The sequence below is a fragment of the Rhodoferax sp. OV413 genome (assembly GCF_900104385.1).
Lineage (GTDB): Bacteria > Pseudomonadota > Gammaproteobacteria > Burkholderiales > Burkholderiaceae_C > Rhodoferax_B.
This window is the reverse complement of sequence record NZ_FNJA01000002.1, coordinates 182886-197962: the sequence shown is the minus strand read 5'-3', so window position 1 is coordinate 197962 and position 15077 is coordinate 182886. Positions and strand designations below refer to the sequence as shown.

Sequence of the window (15077 nt, the reverse complement as noted above, 5' to 3'; positions counted from 1 at the left end):
CGACTGGCCATGACAGGCTGGCGAACAAGCGCAATTCTAAAAACCCATCCCTTCGCAAAAAACATGCTTAATTCATAACAATACTTCGTTATTTACGAAGTATTTCCAGATCCTGGGCGACCCGGCGACTGGTCCACCAGCTCTCCAGGCTGTAGACCAGCAGCGCCGCCCAGATCAGCCCAAAGCCCAGCAAGCGCGATGCATGGAACGGCTCGTTGAAGATCCAGACCCCCAGCGCAAACTGCAGGGTCGGCGAAATGTATTGCAGTATGCCCATGGTGGCCAGCGGAATGCGCCGGGCGCCCGCGGCGAACAGCAGCAAGGGGATGGCCGTCAAAGGCCCGGCCAGCAGCAGCCAGCCGATGGACGCTGCATCGCCGTGCAGTAGCACGCCCTGGCCCTGCCAGGCCCAGTAGCCGAGCACGCCTATGGTCACCGGCGCCAGCAGCATGGTCTCCAGCGCCAGACCTTCCAGTGCGCCCAACGAGGCCACCTTGCGCAGCAGGCCGTAGAAGCCAAAGGTCAAAGCCAGCACCAACGCGATCCACGGCAGGCGCCCGGTCTGCACGGTCAGCCACAGCACACCGGCCGCTGCCACGGCCACCGCCAGCCACTGGCCGGGGCGGGGCCGCTCGTGCAAAAACACATAGCCAAGTGCCACGTTCACCAGCGGCAAAATGAAATAGCCGAGGCTGGCATCCACCACATGCTGGTGCTGCACCGCCCACACGTAGACCACCCAGTTGGCCGACAGCAGCAGCGCCGACAGCGCAAAAGCCCCTAGCACCCGGGGCTGGCGCAGCAGGGCCGGTATCCAGGCCCAGCGCCTGAGCACGGCCAACACGACCAGCAAAAACACCAGCGACCACAGCGTGCGGTGCAGTACTACCTCCAGCGCGGGTATGCCGACTAATTGATGAAAATACAGGGGGAACAGGCCCCAGGCCGCGTAGGCCAGGACCGCGTACAAAACGCCAAGATGCATGGGGAGGAGGAAGTGAAACGAGACAGCGTATAGCTTACCCGCCCACCTGGAGCCACCTTGCCCGCAAGACGGCAGTCTTAGGTGGCAGCCCCTGTTGCCACGCGTTGCGCCAGGCCCAGGCGGCGCTGCATCTCGGCTTTCACCTCCAGGCGCAAGTGCAGGGCGAAAGCCGCTTCCGCGGTGAGAAACAACGGCCCCACCAACAGGCCGACGATGTCATCGACAAAAGCGGGTTTTCGGCCCTCGAAGTAATGCCCTACAAACTGGATCACCCAGCCCGCAACAAACAGCCCCAGGCCCCAGCCCCACCACACGGCGGTGGCCTGTGCAGCAAACCACTGGCTGGCCCAGATACTGAGCGCCAGTTGTACGGCCATCGCCACACCGAAGCGCAGATCCAGCCGAAGGTAAAACAGCACCGACAGCACGGCCACCACGATGGCGGGAGTGAGGACCACACCGGCCAGCATCCAGCCGGGGCGCGACAACAAAATAGTGACGGCCAGCACGATCATGGGAATGCCCACAAAGTGGGTGGCGACATTGCGCGGGTCCTGGTGGTAGGCCGCATATTGCGTGAGGTGGTCGGTGAGGGTTTTCATACGGGTCTTGTTCTGGTGGGATCTTGACGACGCGCCATGATCGGCTTAGCTTTGGCATGCCGTCTGTCGGCTACCCGACACAAACCACCGCAGCCGCACAAACCCTATGTCCGACCCTTCCCGCTATTTACCGATATTGAATTCCGGGCGCTGGTTTGCCCAACTGCCCGCGGAATTTGCCCAGGCCCTGCTGCGCATGGCCAAGCTACGCACGCTGCAGATGGGCGATGCGCTGTTTTTGCGTGACAGCGCGCCCTGCGGCCTGTATGCGCTGGTAGCGGGGGCCATTCGCATCTCGGGTCAAAGCGGCCAGAGCAATGACGCGCGCGAGGCCTTGCTGGTGGTGCTGACCCCGCCGCAATGGTTCGGCGAGATTTCGGTGTTTGATGGATCGGCCCGCACCCACCACGCCCACGCCGCCGAGCCCAGCACGCTGCTGCAGGTACCCCACGAGGAGCTGCTGGCCTGGCTGCAAGCCCACCCGCAGCACTGGCGCGACCTGGCGGTACTGATGGCCGACAAGCTGCGCATGGCCTTTGTGAACATGGAAGAGCAAACCGTGCTGAGCGCCCCCCTGCGCCTGGCCCGTCGCCTGGTGGACATGGCCCAGGGCTACGGCCAGCGCACCGACGACGGCAGCACACGCCGCGTGCTGGCCATCACGCAAGAAGAACTGGCGCTGATGGTGGGTGTGTCACGCCAAACCACCAACCAGATCCTCAACGACCTCAAGGACCGCCACATCCTGCGCATCCAGCGCGGGGCGCTGGAGATTCTGGACCTCCAAGCACTGCGCGCGCTGTGCCCATAAAAAAAGCCCGCACCGGGTAGGGTGCGGGCTTCACAGACCGGGGTCTGTAGCAGAGCTTACTTGGCGATCACGCGGGCCATTTCCAACACCTTGTTGGAGTAACCCCATTCGTTGTCGTACCAGCTCACCAGCTTGACGAAGGTGCCGTCCAGGGCGATGGAGGCTTCTGCGTCATAGATCGAGGTGCGGCTGTCGCCACGGAAGTCGGTCGCGACGACCTTGTCTTCGGTGTAGCCGAGGATGCCCTTCAGGGCGCCTTCGGACTGGGCCTTCAACTCGGCGTTGATTTCAGCCAAGGTGGCGGAAGTGTTCAGCTCCACCGTCAAGTCAACCACGGACACGTCGCTGGTCGGCACGCGGAAGGCCATGCCGGTCAGCTTCTTGTTCAGCTCAGGAATCACCACGCCCACGGCTTTGGCTGCGCCCGTGCTGGAAGGAATGATGTTTTCCAGAATGCCGCGGCCGCCGCGCCAGTCTTTGTTGCTGGGGCCGTCAACCGTCTTTTGCGTGGCGGTGGCAGCGTGCACGGTGGTCATCAGGCCGCGCTTGATGCCGAACTTGTCGTTGATCACCTTGGCCAGCGGGGCCAGGCAGTTGGTGGTGCACGATGCGTTGGAGATGATGGCTTGGCCAGCGTAGCTCTTGTCGTTCACGCCGTAGACGAACATCGGGGTGTCGTCCTTGGAAGGAGCGGACAGGATGACCTTCTTGGCGCCTGCGTCGATGTGCTTCTGGGCGGTTTCCTTGGTCAGGAACAAGCCGGTGGATTCGACCACCACCTCGGCGCCGACATCAGCCCACTTCAAGTTCGCGGGGTCGCGCTCTTGCGTCAGGCGGATCTTTTTGCCGTTGACGATGAGCACGCCGTTGTCGACCGAAACTTCACCTTGGAAGCGGCCGTGCACCGAGTCGTACTGCAGCATGTAGGCCAGGTAGTCGGGCTCCAACAGGTCGTTGATGCCGACGATTTCCACGTCCTTGAAGTTTTGGATGGCGGCACGGAACACCATGCGCCCGATACGGCCGAAGCCGTTGATACCAATCTTGATTGCCATTGCTTGTATCTCCAGTAGTTAAAACCAGCCATCGTAGGCCCGGCTCCCGCCAGGCCCACGCCATTTACTTCTTCTTACGCAGAACTTTTTCGACCGTCATCGCCACGTTCTCGGGCGTGAAGCCGAACAGCTTGAACAGCACCGGTGCGGGCGCCGATTCGCCGTAGGTGTCGAGGCCAACGACAGCCGCGCAACCGTACTTCCACCAGCCGTCGGTGACGCCCATTTCGACCGCGATGCGCGGCAGGCCCTTGGGCAACACTTCGGTCTTGTAGGCTTCGGATTGGCGGTCAAACACGCTGTTGCTGGGCATGGAGACGACGCGGATAGCTATCTTTTTAGTAGCTAACAACGCTTGTGCGGCCAGCGCCAGCTGCACTTCGGAGCCGGTAGCGATGATGACGGCCTGGGCCTTCTTCTTGATGCCGACGGCAGCCGGTTCGGACAACACATAGGCACCGCGGCTGATCTCGCCCAGGTCGGCCTTGGCGGCATAGGCAATGTTCTGGCGGCTCAGCAGCAGGGCCGAAGGACGGGTCTTGTTTTCCAGGGCCACGGCCCAGGCCACGGCGGTCTCGGCCGTGTCGCCCGGACGCCAGACGTCCAAGTTCGGGATCAGGCGCAGGCTGGCCGCGTGCTCGACCGACTGGTGGGTCGGGCCGTCTTCGCCCAGACCGATGGAGTCGTGGGTGAACACGTGGACCACGCGCAGCTTCATCAGCGCGGCCATGCGGATGGCATTGCGGCTGTAGTCGCTGAAGGTCAGGAAGGTGCCGCCGTAGGGGATGAAGCCGCCATGCAGGGCCACGCCGTTCATGATCGCGGCCATGCCGAATTCACGCACGCCGTAGTTGATGTGGCGGCCGCCGTTGCCGACGCCGGTGTGGCTATCAAAACGCAGGTTGGGCGTGGACTTGGTGTTGGTCAGGTTCGAGCCGGTCAGGTCGGCCGAGCCGCCCAGCATTTCGGGCAGGGCCGCGGTGAAGGCTTCCAGCGCCAGTTGCGAGGCCTTGCGGGATGCCACGGTTTCGCCTTTGGTGTGGGCGCCAATCACGGTGTCCACAGCGGTCTGGGCGAAGTTCTTCGGCAGATCGCCCTTCATGCGGCGCAGCAGCTCTTTGGCTTCCGCGGGGAAGGCAGCCTTGTAGGCGGCGAACTGGGTGTTCCAGGCGGCTTCGCGGGCAGCGCCGGCGCTCTTGGCGTCCCAGGCGGCAGCGATGTCCTTGGGGATGGTGAACGGGGCGTACGGCCAGTTCAGCGCTTCGCGGGTCAGCTTAATTTCTTCGGCGCCCAGCGGTTCGCCGTGGGCCTTGGAGGTGTTGGCGCGGTTCGGGCTACCCTTGCCGATATGCGTCTTGCAGATGATCAGCGTAGGCTTGTCGGCCGACTTCTTGGCATCGGCAATGGCTTGCGACACCACGGCGGCGTCATGGCCGTCGATCGGGCCCAGCACGTTCCAGCCATAGGCCACAAAGCGCAGGGCGGTGTTGTCGATGAACCAGGGCGCGACCTGGCCGTCGATGGAGATGCCGTTGTCGTCGTACAGGGCCACCAGCTTGTTCAGCTTCCAGGCGCCGGCCAGGGCGGCGGCTTCGTGGCTGATGCCTTCCATCAAGCAGCCATCGCCCATGAAGGCGTAGGTGTGGTGGTCGACGATGGCATGGCCTTCGCGGTTGAACTCTTGCGCCAGCAGCTTTTCAGCCAGTGCAAAGCCGACGGCGTTGGTGATGCCCTGGCCCAGCGGGCCGGTGGTGGTTTCCACGCCGGGCGTGTAGCCGTATTCGGGGTGACCAGGGGTCTTGCTGTGCAGCTGGCGGAAGTTCTTCAGCTCGCTCATGGGCAGCTTGTAGCCGGTCAGGTGCAGCAGCGCGTACAGCAGCATGGAACCGTGGCCGTTGGACAGGATGAAGCGGTCGCGGTTCAACCAATTTGGGTTCTTGGGGTTGTGCTGCAGATGCTGGTCCCACAGGGCGACGGCCATGTCGGCCATGCCCATGGGCGCACCGGGGTGGCCCGAATTGGCCTGTTGCACCGCGTCCATCGCCAGCGCGCGGATGGCATTGGCCATAGCGGTGGTGGGCTTCGCCTCGGCGGCAGGCGCTTCGGGAAGAACCGCAACGTCGGCAGTGTTCAGGTTCAAGGGGGTGTCGGCCATCGGGATCAGCTCCGGTGAGAATGCAGGGTGAAGGTGGGGGTGAGCCCGGTATTTTAAGGGGCCGCCACGGGGGCCGGTGTACTGGCTCCGTAACCCGCACTGCATACCGAAGCCCATCACAATCACCCGCTTGTCTCCCGTCCCCCGAGAAACACCATGCCGCTCGCCAAAATCGAAGTCCGCCGCAGCCGCCCCGCCAGCGAAGTCACCGCACTGATGGAGGCCGTCTACCTGGCCATGCGCGAGGCCCTGAAAGTGCCCGAAGACGACCGGCAGATCCGCTACATCGAACACCGGCCCGAGCACTTCTGGGTGGCGCCCGGCAAGTCCGAAAACTACACCCTGGTCGAGGTGCTGATGTTTCCGGGCCGCAGCATGGACGCCAAGCGCACGCTGTACCAGGGCATCACCCAGCGCTTCGGCGCGCTCGGCATCGCGCCCATCGACGTGATGGTTGTGCTGACCGAGCCGCCCAAAGAAAGCTGGGGGCTGCTGGGCCTGCCGGCGTCGGAGATTCCGCCCAAGATTTAAGCTTTTTAGGCCGCTGGCGCAATTCCCACCAGCGCAAGCAGCTATTTATTTGCTAGCAAACCACGCAAGCCCTGCCCCCTGGATAATCCTGCCCATGCCCGCCCACACGCCCACCACCCACGCCCTGGTCCTGGCCGCCGGACGCGGCGAACGCATGCGCCCGCTGACCGACCACACGCCCAAGCCGCTGCTGCCAGTGCGCGGCAAGCCGCTGATCGTCTGGCACCTGGAAGCGCTGGCGGCGGCCGGCGTGCGTCAGGTCGTCATCAACACCGCCTGGCTGGAGGACACCATCCCCGCCGCGCTAGGCGACGGCTCGCGCTGGGGCCTGCAGATCACCTATTCGATGGAAGGCCGCGACCACGGCGGCGCGCTGGAAACCGCCGGCGGCATTGCCAAGGCCTTGCCGCTGCTGGGCGAGGCTTTCTGGCTGGTGGCCGGCGACATTTACGCGCCCAGCTTCCGCTTTGATGCCAGCGCCGCCGCAGACTTTGCGCGCAGCGACGCCCTGGCCCACCTGTGGCTGGTGCCGAATCCGCCCTACCACCCGCAGGGCGACTTCGGCATCGCCGCTAACGGCCTGGGGCTGGACGGCCCCGGCCCCGACGGCCAGCGCTGGACCTATAGCAGCCTGGCGCTGGTGCGCGCCGAACTGTGCCGCGCCGTGCCCGTGGGCCAAAAGGCTGCGCTCGGCCCGCTGCTGTTTGACGGCATCCGGCAGCAACGCATCAGTGTGTCGCGTTTTGACGGCCCCTGGCACAACGTTGGCACCCCCGAACAACTGGCTGAACTCCACTGAAACCCCACACCATGACCACACCCTACGCCCAACGTCGCGCCCAGCTGGCCCGTGAAATCGGCCCCGGCGGCATCGCCATCATCCCCACCGCACCCGAGCAGCAGCGCAACCGCGACAGCGATTTCCTGTTCCGCGCCGACAGCTATTTCTACTACCTGACCGGCTTCACCGAACCGAATGCCTGGCTGGTGGTGACCGGCGAAGGCCAGTCCACGCTGTTCTGCGCACCCAAGGACCTGGAGCGTGAAATCTGGGACGGTTTCCGACTCGGACCGGACGCAGCGCCCGCCGCACTTGCACTGGATGCCGCATATTCCGTAGCAGACCTGGACACCCAGCTGCCACGCCTGCTGGAAAACCGCAGCGCCGTCTGGACCCCGTTCGCCACCCACAAAGGCCTCGAAGGCCGTGTCGATGGCTGGCTGAACAAGGTGCGCGCCCGCGTCCGCTACGGCGCCCTGTGCCCTGACACCCAGCGCGACCTGTGCAGCGTGCTGGACGAGATGCGCATGTTCAAGGATGACGGCGAGCAGGACACCATGCGCCGCGCCGCGCAGATCAGCGCCGGCGCCCACATCCGCGCGATGCAGCTGTCGGCCCGCATGCTGCGCGCCGGCCAGGAAGTGTTTGAGTACCACCTGGACGCCGAACTGCTGCACGAGTTCCGCCGCCAGGGCTCGCAGTACCCGGCCTACGGCTCCATCGTCGCCGCTGGCGCCAATGCCTGCGTGCTGCACTACCGCGCCGACAAAGCCCCGGTGCGCGACGGCGAGCTGGTGCTGATCGACGCCGGCTGCGAGCTGGATGGCTACGCCAGCGACATCACCCGCACCTTCCCGGCGAATGGCAAGTTCAGCGGCCCGCAGCGCACGCTGTACGAGCTGGTGCTGGCCAGCCAGGTCGCCGCGATTGCCGCTACCAAGCCAGGTGCCCGCTTCACCGATCCGCACGACGCCACGGTCAAGGTGCTGGCCCAAGGCATGCTGGACGTAGGCCTGCTGGACAAGAACAAGGTCGGCACCGTGGACGACGTGATCGCCAGCCGCGCCTACTTTGCCTACTACATGCACCGCACCGGCCACTGGATCGGCATGGATGTGCACGACTGCGGCAGCTATGTGGAGCAGGCGGAGGTCGGCGCCAGCAGCCAACGCAAGGACCCGCTGAGCGGCGAGACCATCACCAACCGGCCCAGCCGCATCCTGCAACCCGGCATGGCCCTGACCATCGAGCCTGGCATCTATGTGCGTCCCGGCCCAGGCGTTCCCGAGGCCTTTCACAACATCGGCATCCGCATCGAAGACGACGCCATCGTCACCGCCACCGGCTGCGAACTGATCAGCCGTGGAGTGCCAGTGGATCCGGACGCCATCGAGGCCCTGATGCGGGACTAAGCAGATTTTCTGGCTCTACGCTATAATCGGGATCTCGGTAGATGGGCTTCGCCATGGAGCTCCGCGATGCAACCCAACACATCGCACCACCACGCCGAGCCTGCACCCCCGAGTTTGTCCGCACCCTGTCATGCTGTGCGGACCCAGGGCTCCAAGTGCTTTGCGCGCAAAACCCCTCCCCACCGGGTGTTGCGCAAGACCTGCCTCCAGTGCAATTTCATCGGAAGCGTGTCTAAATCCCGCAGTGTGACAACACGTATTTCTGGCGCGCCCATTAGTAAGGCCGCCTTGTTTTCCATAATGAATAAAAATAATTCGATTGCCGCCGGCAAATATTTGCTCTCGCCGCTGACCCGTGAACAGGCCGATGGCCGATTTGGCTCCTCCGTGTCGATCCGTAATGGCTCGCACGACCGTGTGATGCGTTTCGTGGCCCTGTTCGACGATGCCACAACCGCGACACAATACGCAGTTGAGCAAGGTTTGCAGTGGGTGCGCGCGCGCCACGCCAATCCGAGCGCCGCGCACGCCTAAAAACGCCTAAAAGTTACTTACATACTGTCCAATTCTCAAGGAATTTATCTATGGCAAAAGAAGAACTGATCGAAATGAAGGGCCTTGTGTCCGAAGTGCTGCCCGACTCGCGCTTTCGCGTGACGCTGGAAAACGGCCACGTCCTGATTGCCTATACCGCTGGCAAGATGCGCAAGAACCACATCCGCATCCTGGCCGGCGACCATGTGTCGCTGGAACTGTCGCCTTACGATTTGTCCAAGGGCCGCATTACCTTCCGCCACATCGCCGGCCGCGCGCCCACCTCTACGCGCTTCGCGTAATTCTGGCGTAAGCAAAACCCCCTACGGGTACCGTCTTTGGGCGGCCCCTACAATCGCAGTCCCTTTGACACAGTGGCTGCCCGGCGCGTTTCCGGTCGGCGGCCATGGCAGGAGACACGCCAGATGAGCAACCCCACGGCTAACGCCGAAGAAAAACGCGCCGAGCTGCGTCGCGCTGCCCTCGAATACCACGAGTTCCCCACGCCGGGCAAGATCGCCATCGCGGCGACCAAACAGCTGGTCAACCAGCATGACCTGGCCCTGGCGTACTCGCCTGGTGTGGCTGCGCCATGCGAAGAGATTGTCAAAGACCCGAACAACGCCTTCAAGTACACCAGCCGGGGCAACCTGGTCGCCGTGATCACCAACGGCACGGCCGTGCTCGGTCTGGGTGATATTGGCCCGCTGGCGTCCAAGCCGGTGATGGAGGGCAAGGGCGTGTTGTTCAAGAAGTTCGCCGGCATCGACGTGTTCGATCTGGAGATCGACGAGAAGCACGATCTCGACAAACTGGTCGACATCATTGCCTCGCTGGAACCCACCTTCGGTGGCATCAACCTCGAAGACATCAAGGCCCCCGACTGCTTCTACGTCGAGCGCAAACTGCGCGAGCGCATGAAGATTCCGGTGTTCCACGACGACCAGCATGGCACCGCCATCTGCGTGGGCGCGGCGATTCTGAACGGCCTGAAGGTCGTAGGCAAAGACCCGAAAGACGTCAAGCTGGTCACATCCGGTGCCGGCGCTGCGGCACTGGCCTGCCTGGGCCTGCTGGTCAAGCTGGGCATTCCGCGCGAAAACATCTATGTCACCGATCTGGCCGGCGTGGTCTATGAAGGCCGCACCGAGCTGATGGACGAAGACAAGATCGTCTACGCCCAGAAGACTTCGGCCCGTACCCTGGGCGAGATCATCGAAGGCGCCGACGTGTTCCTCGGCCTGTCGGCCGGCGGCGTGTTGAAGAAGGACATGGTGGCCAAGATGGCCGCCAAGCCGCTGATTCTGGCACTCGCCAACCCGAATCCCGAAATCTCGCCCGAAGACGTAAAGTCGGTGCGCAGTGACGCCATCATCGCCACCGGCCGTACCGACTATCCGAACCAGGTCAACAACGTCCTGTGCTTCCCCTACATCTTCCGCGGTGCGCTGGACGCAGGTGCATCCACCATCACGCTGGAGATGGAAATCGCCGCAGTGCACGCGATTGCCGAGCTGGCCCAGGCCGAGCAGAGCGAGGTGGTGGCTGCCGCCTATGCGGGTGAGCAGCTGGCTTTCGGCCCCGAATACTTGATCCCCAAGCCGTTTGACCCGCGCCTGATGATCAAGATCGCTCCAGCGGTAGCCCAGGCGGCTGCCGACAGCGGCGTGGCGTTGCGCCCCATCCTTGACATGGATGCCTACCGCGACCGCCTGCAAAACTTCGTCTACGCCTCTGGCACGACGATGAAGCCGATCTACGACGCAGCCAAGAATGCAGCCAAGAAGCGCGTCTGCTACGCCGAAGGCGAAGAAGAACGCGTGCTGCGTGCTACCCAGATCGTGGTCGACGAAGGCCTGGCACGCCCTACCTTGATCGGCCGCCCGGCTGTGATCGCCGAGCGCATCAAGAAATTCGGCCTGCGTCTGCGCGAAGAGTTGGACTACGACGTGGTGAACGTCGAGCAAGACCATCGCTACCGCGATTTCTGGCAGACCTACCACCGCATGACCGAACGCAAGGGCGTGACGGCGCAGATGGCCAAGATCGAAATGCGCCGCCGGCTGACCCTGATTGGCAGCATGCTGCTGCACAAGGGCGAAGTCGACGGCATGATCTGTGGTACCTGGGGCCACACCTCGATCCACCTGCATTACATCGACCAGGTGATCGGCAAGCGTGCGGGCGGCTGTGACAGCACGCCGCAAGACGTGCCGGTGTATGCCTGCATGAACGGCCTGATGCTGCCGGGCCGCCAGGTGTTCCTGGTGGACACCCACGTGAACTACGATCCCACGGCCGAAGAATTGACGGAAATCACCGTCATGGCGGCCGAGGAGATGATGCGCTTCGGCCTCAAGCCCAAGGCCGCATTGCTGTCCCACAGCAACTATGGCCAAAGCAACCAACCGACCGCGGTGAAGATGCGCCGGGTACTGGAGCTGCTGAAAACCGAGGCCCCGTGGCTGGAAGTGGACGGCGAAATCCATGGCGACATGGCGTTGGATGCCGCCGCGCGCGCCACCGCTATGCCGCACAGCCCGCTGACCGGCAGCGCCAATTTGCTGGTGTTTCCGAATATCGATGCGGCGAATATTTCCTACAACCTGCTGAAGACAGCAGCCGGCGGCAACATCGCCATCGGCCCGGTGCTGCTCGGCGCCGCCAAACCTGTACACATTCTGACCGCCAGCGCCACGGTGCGAAGAATTGTAAACATGACGGCTTTGACCGTGGCCGACGCCAACGTGGTGCGATAAGCCCAAATTCGCCAGCAAGTACTAACTTATTGGCGCCAAAACCCTGCAGAGGCTGCTCATTTTTTGGGCAGCCTCTTGCTTTTTCAGGGTACATGCGGCACACTAGCGCCTTGAAATTTTCGGGTTAACCCGAAGTTCGCAGAAGCCGCATTCACCATGTTCCCGAACGCACACTCCACTACCCGCAGGCAAGTTATTGCATCGCTGGTATGGGCCGCATCGGTACTGTGCACCCCTTTGGGGTATGCGCGTCAATCCACAGAGCCAAGCAATTTGCAGGCCATCCGGGTTGCCGAGCTACCTGTACAAGGGCGTGCCACCTACTTGCTGATCCAGCAAGGCGGGCCATTTCCTTTTGATAAGGATGGCACGGTGTTTGGCAACCGTGAACGTATTTTGCCTTCCCAGCAGCGCGGCTACTACCGCGAATACACCGTGAAGACGGTGGGTGTACGCCACCGGGGCGCCCAAAGAATTGTTTGCGGTGGACGTCCCAAAACGCCAGATGCTTGTTTTTATACCAGTGACCACTACGCTAGTTTTCGCCAGATCGTCGAATAAGTTGTAAAGGTCTGGTTCCACAGAATTTTGAAGCCGGGGTAAATTAGATGATTGAAAAGAAAGCGGAGACGGATATGCCTCTTCGCAACGTTAGAACCAATATCGTGCAGTCCATACGCGCCTTCCGGGTGCAGGATCTGCAAGACGCCGCGCTGGGCCTGGGCCAGCATTTCCTGTACGCCAACCTGGCCAACGCCCAGAGCAAGCAGGACGTGCTGGACATGATCGCCCAGCAGTTCACCTTTCCGACCCACTTCGGCAAGAACTTTGACGCGCTGTACGACTGCATGACAGATCCATTGCACAAATCGGGCCCGCAGCCTGGTTTTGTAGTGGTGCTGGAGCAGATTCCTGCGCACGCCAAGTTCGACAAGGAAGCCCGCGAGCAGCTGCTCGACATCTTCCGCGAAGCCGCCGACTATTGGGGGGACAGGAAGATTCCGTTCCGATGCTTCTATTCTTTTCTGTAGCCCGTTCTGCACAAAACAGCCAAGCAGAACGGGCGAACGAGGCAGGCAGCGATGCCGTCTCGGGCATTGAGTTGGAATCTGGTGAAAAGATGCCAACCGACAAATTGGTAGATGTATCTCCGTTGGCGCTGCGCATGAGCAGCCCCTTCAATGCGGGATACTGGTTGGCCGCCGCGTAAAGCTGCGCCGATCCCAACAAAAAGCCCGTCCTTGGACGGGCTTTTTTACATTTGGGCGGCAGTCAAGGCGGTCACTGCCAGCGCCAGGGCGATGTACTCGTCCACCGGCACTTCCTCCGCCCGGCGCTGCACGTCGAAGCTGCCGGCAAAGCCCTTGTCGGTCAGCCATTTTCCCAGGGTGTGGCGCATGATCTTACGGCGCTGGCTGAACGCCACCTGAACGATTTCGCTCAGCAGCTTCACATCCACCGCGGCCGGATCGGTACGCGGCAGCATGCGCACCACGGCGCTGTCTACGCGCGGTGGCGGATCGAAGGACTCGGGCGGTACGAACAGCACGTTTTCCATCGCGTAACGCCATTGCAGCATGACGCTCAAACGGCCATAGGCGGCGGTGGACGGGCGCGCCACCATGCGGTCTATGACTTCTTTTTGCAGCATGAAATGCTGGTCTTCCACTACCGCCACAGCATCCAGCAGGTGGAACAGGATGGGCGTGGAGATGTTGTACGGCAGGTTGCCCACCACACGCAGTTTCTTCGGTGCAGATGCTATGAAATCCGTAGCTTCTTGCGCAATCTGCAGCTGCGCAAAGTCCACTTTTAACACATCGGATTCGACCACCGTCAGCTGGGGATGCTGGCGCAGACGCTGCGCCAGATCGCGGTCCAGCTCGACCACGGTGAGGTGGCCCAGGCGCTCGACCAGCGGCTGGGTCAGGGCGGCCAGGCCCGGGCCAATCTCCAGCATGCGGTCGCCCGGCTGGGGATTGATGGCGTCGACGATGGCATCGATGATGCCGCGGTCGGACAGGAAATGCTGGCCGAAACGCTTGCGCGGGATGTGTTTCACTGGGGCGCTTCGCGGAATTCGACGTAGGCCCGCGAACGCAGGTCCTGGATCCAGCGCGCATAGGCTTCGTCGAGCTTTTTCTCGCGCACGATGCCGCGCGCAATCTCACGTCGCTCGCGCTCGGTCAGCGTGGCTTCGCGGCGTTCCAGGAGCTGCACCAGGTGCACGCCAAAGCGCGACACCAGTGGGTCGGCGATCTGGCCCGGCTCCAGGCCGTTCAAGACCTCTTCGAACTCGGGTACGAACTGGCCGGGGCTGGACCAGCCCAGGTCGCCGCCCTGGCTGGCGCTACCGTCCACCGAGTTCTCTTTGGCCAATTGGGCAAAGTCGGCTTGCTTGTTCTGGATCCGGCGTTTGAAGTCCGCCAGCCGCTCGACAGCTGCGGCCTCGGTCAAACGCGGGCCGGTACGCAGCAGGATATGCCGCGCATGCTGCTGCTGCACCGTGCTGGCAACGCCGCCCTGGCGCTTGTCCAGCACCTTGAGCACGTGGAAGCCGGCGCCAGAGCGCAGCACGGCACTGACGCCACCGACCTCAAGGCCCCGGGTGCCGTCGATAAACAGTTCGGGGTAGCGGTCGGCCGAGCGCAGGCCCAGGGTACCGCGATTGCTGCGGTCCGGTGCATCGGACTGCTCGCGCGCCAGCACCGCGAAATCGGCGCCGGCCGCGGCCTTGGCGCGCACGCTCTCGGCCTTGGCTTGCAGCGTGGCGACTTGCGCGGGGGTGGCGTTTTCGGGTACGGCGACCAGCACCATGCCCAGGTTGATCTCCAGTGCCGACATATCGGTGTTCGCCTGCTGGTCACGCAAGTACTGGTCGACATCGGAATCGCTGATACGCTGCCGGGCGTCGATTTCGCGGTCGCGCAAGCGGGTGATCAGCAGCTGGTTGCGCAGGTCTTCACGGAACTGGGCGGGCACCATGCCGTCCTGGGCCATGCGCTTGCGCAGTTCGGGCACATCCATCTGGTTCTGCCGCGCCACATTCAGCTCGGCGCCGTCTACCGTGGCGTCGTCCACCTTGATGCCGGATTCGCGGGCCAGCTGGAGCTGGGCTTTTTCGATGATCAGGCGCTCCAGCACCTGGCGCGCCACCGCGCCGGTGTCGGTGGACGGGTTGCCCTGCTGCGCCATTTGCTGCATTGCCCGCACCACCCGGGTACGCACCTCGTTGTTGGTGATGGGCTCGGAGTTGACCACGGCTACGATGAAGTCCGCCTGGCGCTGGGGATCTGCCGCACGCGGAGCCCCCATGCCCGCCAGGCCGGTGCCGGAGGGAGACGTGGGGCGCAGGCCCTGGGCGGAAACGGTAAAGACCGTCAGCGCCGCCAAGCCCAGCAGCGTCATGCGAGAAATTCGGTGGCTCATGGTACGGGTAGGGTGCATAGGAA

General features: G+C 63.1%; 16 protein-coding genes. 10 read left to right on the top strand and 6 right to left on the bottom strand.

Annotated elements, in window-relative coordinates:
- Positions 1-88 precede the first annotated feature (88 nt).
- On the bottom strand, positions 89-985 hold the full coding sequence (gene rarD / locus BLT66_RS08345; protein ID WP_092757231.1) for an EamA family transporter RarD: 897 nt from the start codon (positions 983-985) through the stop codon (positions 89-91).
- A gap of 77 nt (positions 986-1062) precedes the next feature.
- On the bottom strand, positions 1063-1587 hold the full coding sequence (locus BLT66_RS08340) for an Mpo1 family 2-hydroxy fatty acid dioxygenase (protein WP_092757230.1): 525 nt from the start codon (positions 1585-1587) through the stop codon (positions 1063-1065).
- A 106-nt stretch (positions 1588-1693) separates the two neighbouring features.
- On the opposite strand from BLT66_RS08340, the gene BLT66_RS08335 reads away from it, so the two are divergent.
- Positions 1694-2398, top strand: a complete 705-nt coding sequence (locus BLT66_RS08335) for a Crp/Fnr family transcriptional regulator (protein ID WP_092757229.1) — start codon at positions 1694-1696, stop codon at positions 2396-2398.
- Positions 2399-2454: 56 nt separating this feature from the next.
- Here the strand turns inward: BLT66_RS08335 and gap are convergent, their stop codons facing one another.
- Together gap and tkt are read right to left on the bottom strand one after the other, a co-directional pair.
- On the bottom strand, positions 2455-3453 hold the full coding sequence (gene gap / locus BLT66_RS08330) for a type I glyceraldehyde-3-phosphate dehydrogenase (RefSeq protein ID WP_092757228.1): 999 nt from the start codon (positions 3451-3453) through the stop codon (positions 2455-2457).
- A 64-nt stretch (positions 3454-3517) separates the two neighbouring features.
- Complete coding sequence (gene tkt, locus BLT66_RS08325) at positions 3518-5521, bottom strand: transketolase (protein WP_092757835.1); 2004 nt, start codon at positions 5519-5521, stop codon at positions 3518-3520.
- Positions 5522-5764: 243 nt separating this feature from the next.
- Here tkt and BLT66_RS08320 point away from each other — a divergent pair, with 243 nt between their 5' ends.
- From BLT66_RS08320 to BLT66_RS26415, 9 genes are all read left to right on the top strand, one after another.
- Positions 5765-6139 carry a tautomerase family protein gene (locus tag BLT66_RS08320; RefSeq protein WP_092757227.1) on the top strand — a complete coding sequence of 125 codons (375 nt, stop codon included), beginning with the start codon at positions 5765-5767 and terminating at the stop codon, positions 6137-6139.
- 94 nt (positions 6140-6233) lie between these two features.
- Positions 6234-6938, top strand: coding sequence for an N-acetylmuramate alpha-1-phosphate uridylyltransferase MurU (murU, locus tag BLT66_RS08315; protein ID WP_092757226.1), 705 nt, complete (start codon positions 6234-6236; stop codon positions 6936-6938).
- 11 nt (positions 6939-6949) lie between these two features.
- The gene (locus BLT66_RS08310; protein ID WP_092757225.1) at positions 6950-8332 is read left to right on the top strand and encodes an aminopeptidase P N-terminal domain-containing protein; all 1383 of its coding nucleotides are present in this window, start codon (positions 6950-6952) and stop codon (positions 8330-8332) included.
- 246 nt (positions 8333-8578) lie between these two features.
- On the top strand, positions 8579-8866 hold the full coding sequence (locus tag BLT66_RS08305) for a hypothetical protein (protein ID WP_255406835.1): 288 nt from the start codon (positions 8579-8581) through the stop codon (positions 8864-8866).
- Positions 8867-8916: 50 nt separating this feature from the next.
- The gene (gene infA, locus BLT66_RS08300) at positions 8917-9168 is read left to right on the top strand and encodes a translation initiation factor IF-1 (protein WP_092757223.1); all 252 of its coding nucleotides are present in this window, start codon (positions 8917-8919) and stop codon (positions 9166-9168) included.
- Positions 9169-9291: 123 nt separating this feature from the next.
- The gene (locus BLT66_RS08295) at positions 9292-11625 is read left to right on the top strand and encodes an NADP-dependent malic enzyme (RefSeq protein WP_092757222.1); all 2334 of its coding nucleotides are present in this window, start codon (positions 9292-9294) and stop codon (positions 11623-11625) included.
- Positions 11626-11781: 156 nt separating this feature from the next.
- A complete protein-coding gene (locus BLT66_RS08290; protein ID WP_092757221.1) occupies positions 11782-12186 on the top strand; it encodes a guanyl-specific ribonuclease in 405 nt (134 codons plus the stop codon).
- A gap of 74 nt (positions 12187-12260) precedes the next feature.
- Entirely contained in the window at positions 12261-12656 is a 396-nt protein-coding gene (locus tag BLT66_RS08285) for a barstar family protein (protein WP_369821586.1), read from the top strand.
- Positions 12635-12835 carry a hypothetical protein gene (locus BLT66_RS26415; RefSeq protein ID WP_143029168.1) on the top strand — a complete coding sequence of 67 codons (201 nt, stop codon included), beginning with the start codon at positions 12635-12637 and terminating at the stop codon, positions 12833-12835. Before BLT66_RS08285 ends, BLT66_RS26415 begins: the two co-directional genes overlap by 22 nt.
- A 45-nt stretch (positions 12836-12880) precedes the next feature.
- On the opposite strand, the gene rsmA is transcribed toward BLT66_RS26415, so the two are convergent.
- Both rsmA and BLT66_RS08275 read right to left on the bottom strand, forming a co-directional pair.
- Positions 12881-13687, bottom strand: a complete 807-nt coding sequence (gene rsmA / locus BLT66_RS08280; protein WP_092757219.1) for a 16S rRNA (adenine(1518)-N(6)/adenine(1519)-N(6))-dimethyltransferase RsmA — start codon at positions 13685-13687, stop codon at positions 12881-12883.
- Positions 13684-15054: a peptidylprolyl isomerase gene (locus BLT66_RS08275; protein WP_092757218.1), complete on the bottom strand. Its 1371-nt coding sequence runs from the start codon at positions 15052-15054 to the stop codon at positions 13684-13686. The genes rsmA and BLT66_RS08275 overlap by 4 nt, the downstream gene beginning before the upstream one ends.
- Positions 15055-15077 lie beyond the last annotated feature (23 nt).

Excerpts from the sequence above, each read along its gene's own strand:
- rarD (WP_092757231.1), bottom strand. The coding sequence starts at position 985 with ATGCATCTTGGCGTTTTGTACGCGGTCCTGGCCTACGCGGCCTGGGGC.
- BLT66_RS08340 (WP_092757230.1), bottom strand. The coding sequence starts at position 1,587 with ATGAAAACCCTCACCGACCACCTCACGCAATATGCGGCCTACCACCAG.
- BLT66_RS08335 (WP_092757229.1), top strand. The coding sequence starts at position 1,694 with ATGTCCGACCCTTCCCGCTATTTACCGATATTGAATTCCGGGCGCTGG.
- gap (WP_092757228.1), bottom strand. The coding sequence starts at position 3,453 with ATGGCAATCAAGATTGGTATCAACGGCTTCGGCCGTATCGGGCGCATG.
- tkt (WP_092757835.1), bottom strand. The coding sequence starts at position 5,521 with ATGGCCAATGCCATCCGCGCGCTGGCGATGGACGCGGTGCAACAGGCC.
- BLT66_RS08320 (WP_092757227.1), top strand. The coding sequence starts at position 5,765 with ATGCCGCTCGCCAAAATCGAAGTCCGCCGCAGCCGCCCCGCCAGCGAA.
- murU (WP_092757226.1), top strand. The coding sequence starts at position 6,234 with ATGCCCGCCCACACGCCCACCACCCACGCCCTGGTCCTGGCCGCCGGA.
- BLT66_RS08310 (WP_092757225.1), top strand. The coding sequence starts at position 6,950 with ATGACCACACCCTACGCCCAACGTCGCGCCCAGCTGGCCCGTGAAATC.
- infA (WP_092757223.1), top strand. The coding sequence starts at position 8,917 with ATGGCAAAAGAAGAACTGATCGAAATGAAGGGCCTTGTGTCCGAAGTG.
- BLT66_RS08295 (WP_092757222.1), top strand. The coding sequence starts at position 9,292 with ATGAGCAACCCCACGGCTAACGCCGAAGAAAAACGCGCCGAGCTGCGT.
- BLT66_RS08290 (WP_092757221.1), top strand. The coding sequence starts at position 11,782 with ATGTTCCCGAACGCACACTCCACTACCCGCAGGCAAGTTATTGCATCG.
- BLT66_RS08285 (WP_369821586.1), top strand. The coding sequence starts at position 12,261 with ATGCCTCTTCGCAACGTTAGAACCAATATCGTGCAGTCCATACGCGCC.
- BLT66_RS26415 (WP_143029168.1), top strand. The coding sequence starts at position 12,635 with ATGCTTCTATTCTTTTCTGTAGCCCGTTCTGCACAAAACAGCCAAGCA.
- BLT66_RS08275 (WP_092757218.1), bottom strand. The coding sequence starts at position 15,054 with ATGAGCCACCGAATTTCTCGCATGACGCTGCTGGGCTTGGCGGCGCTG.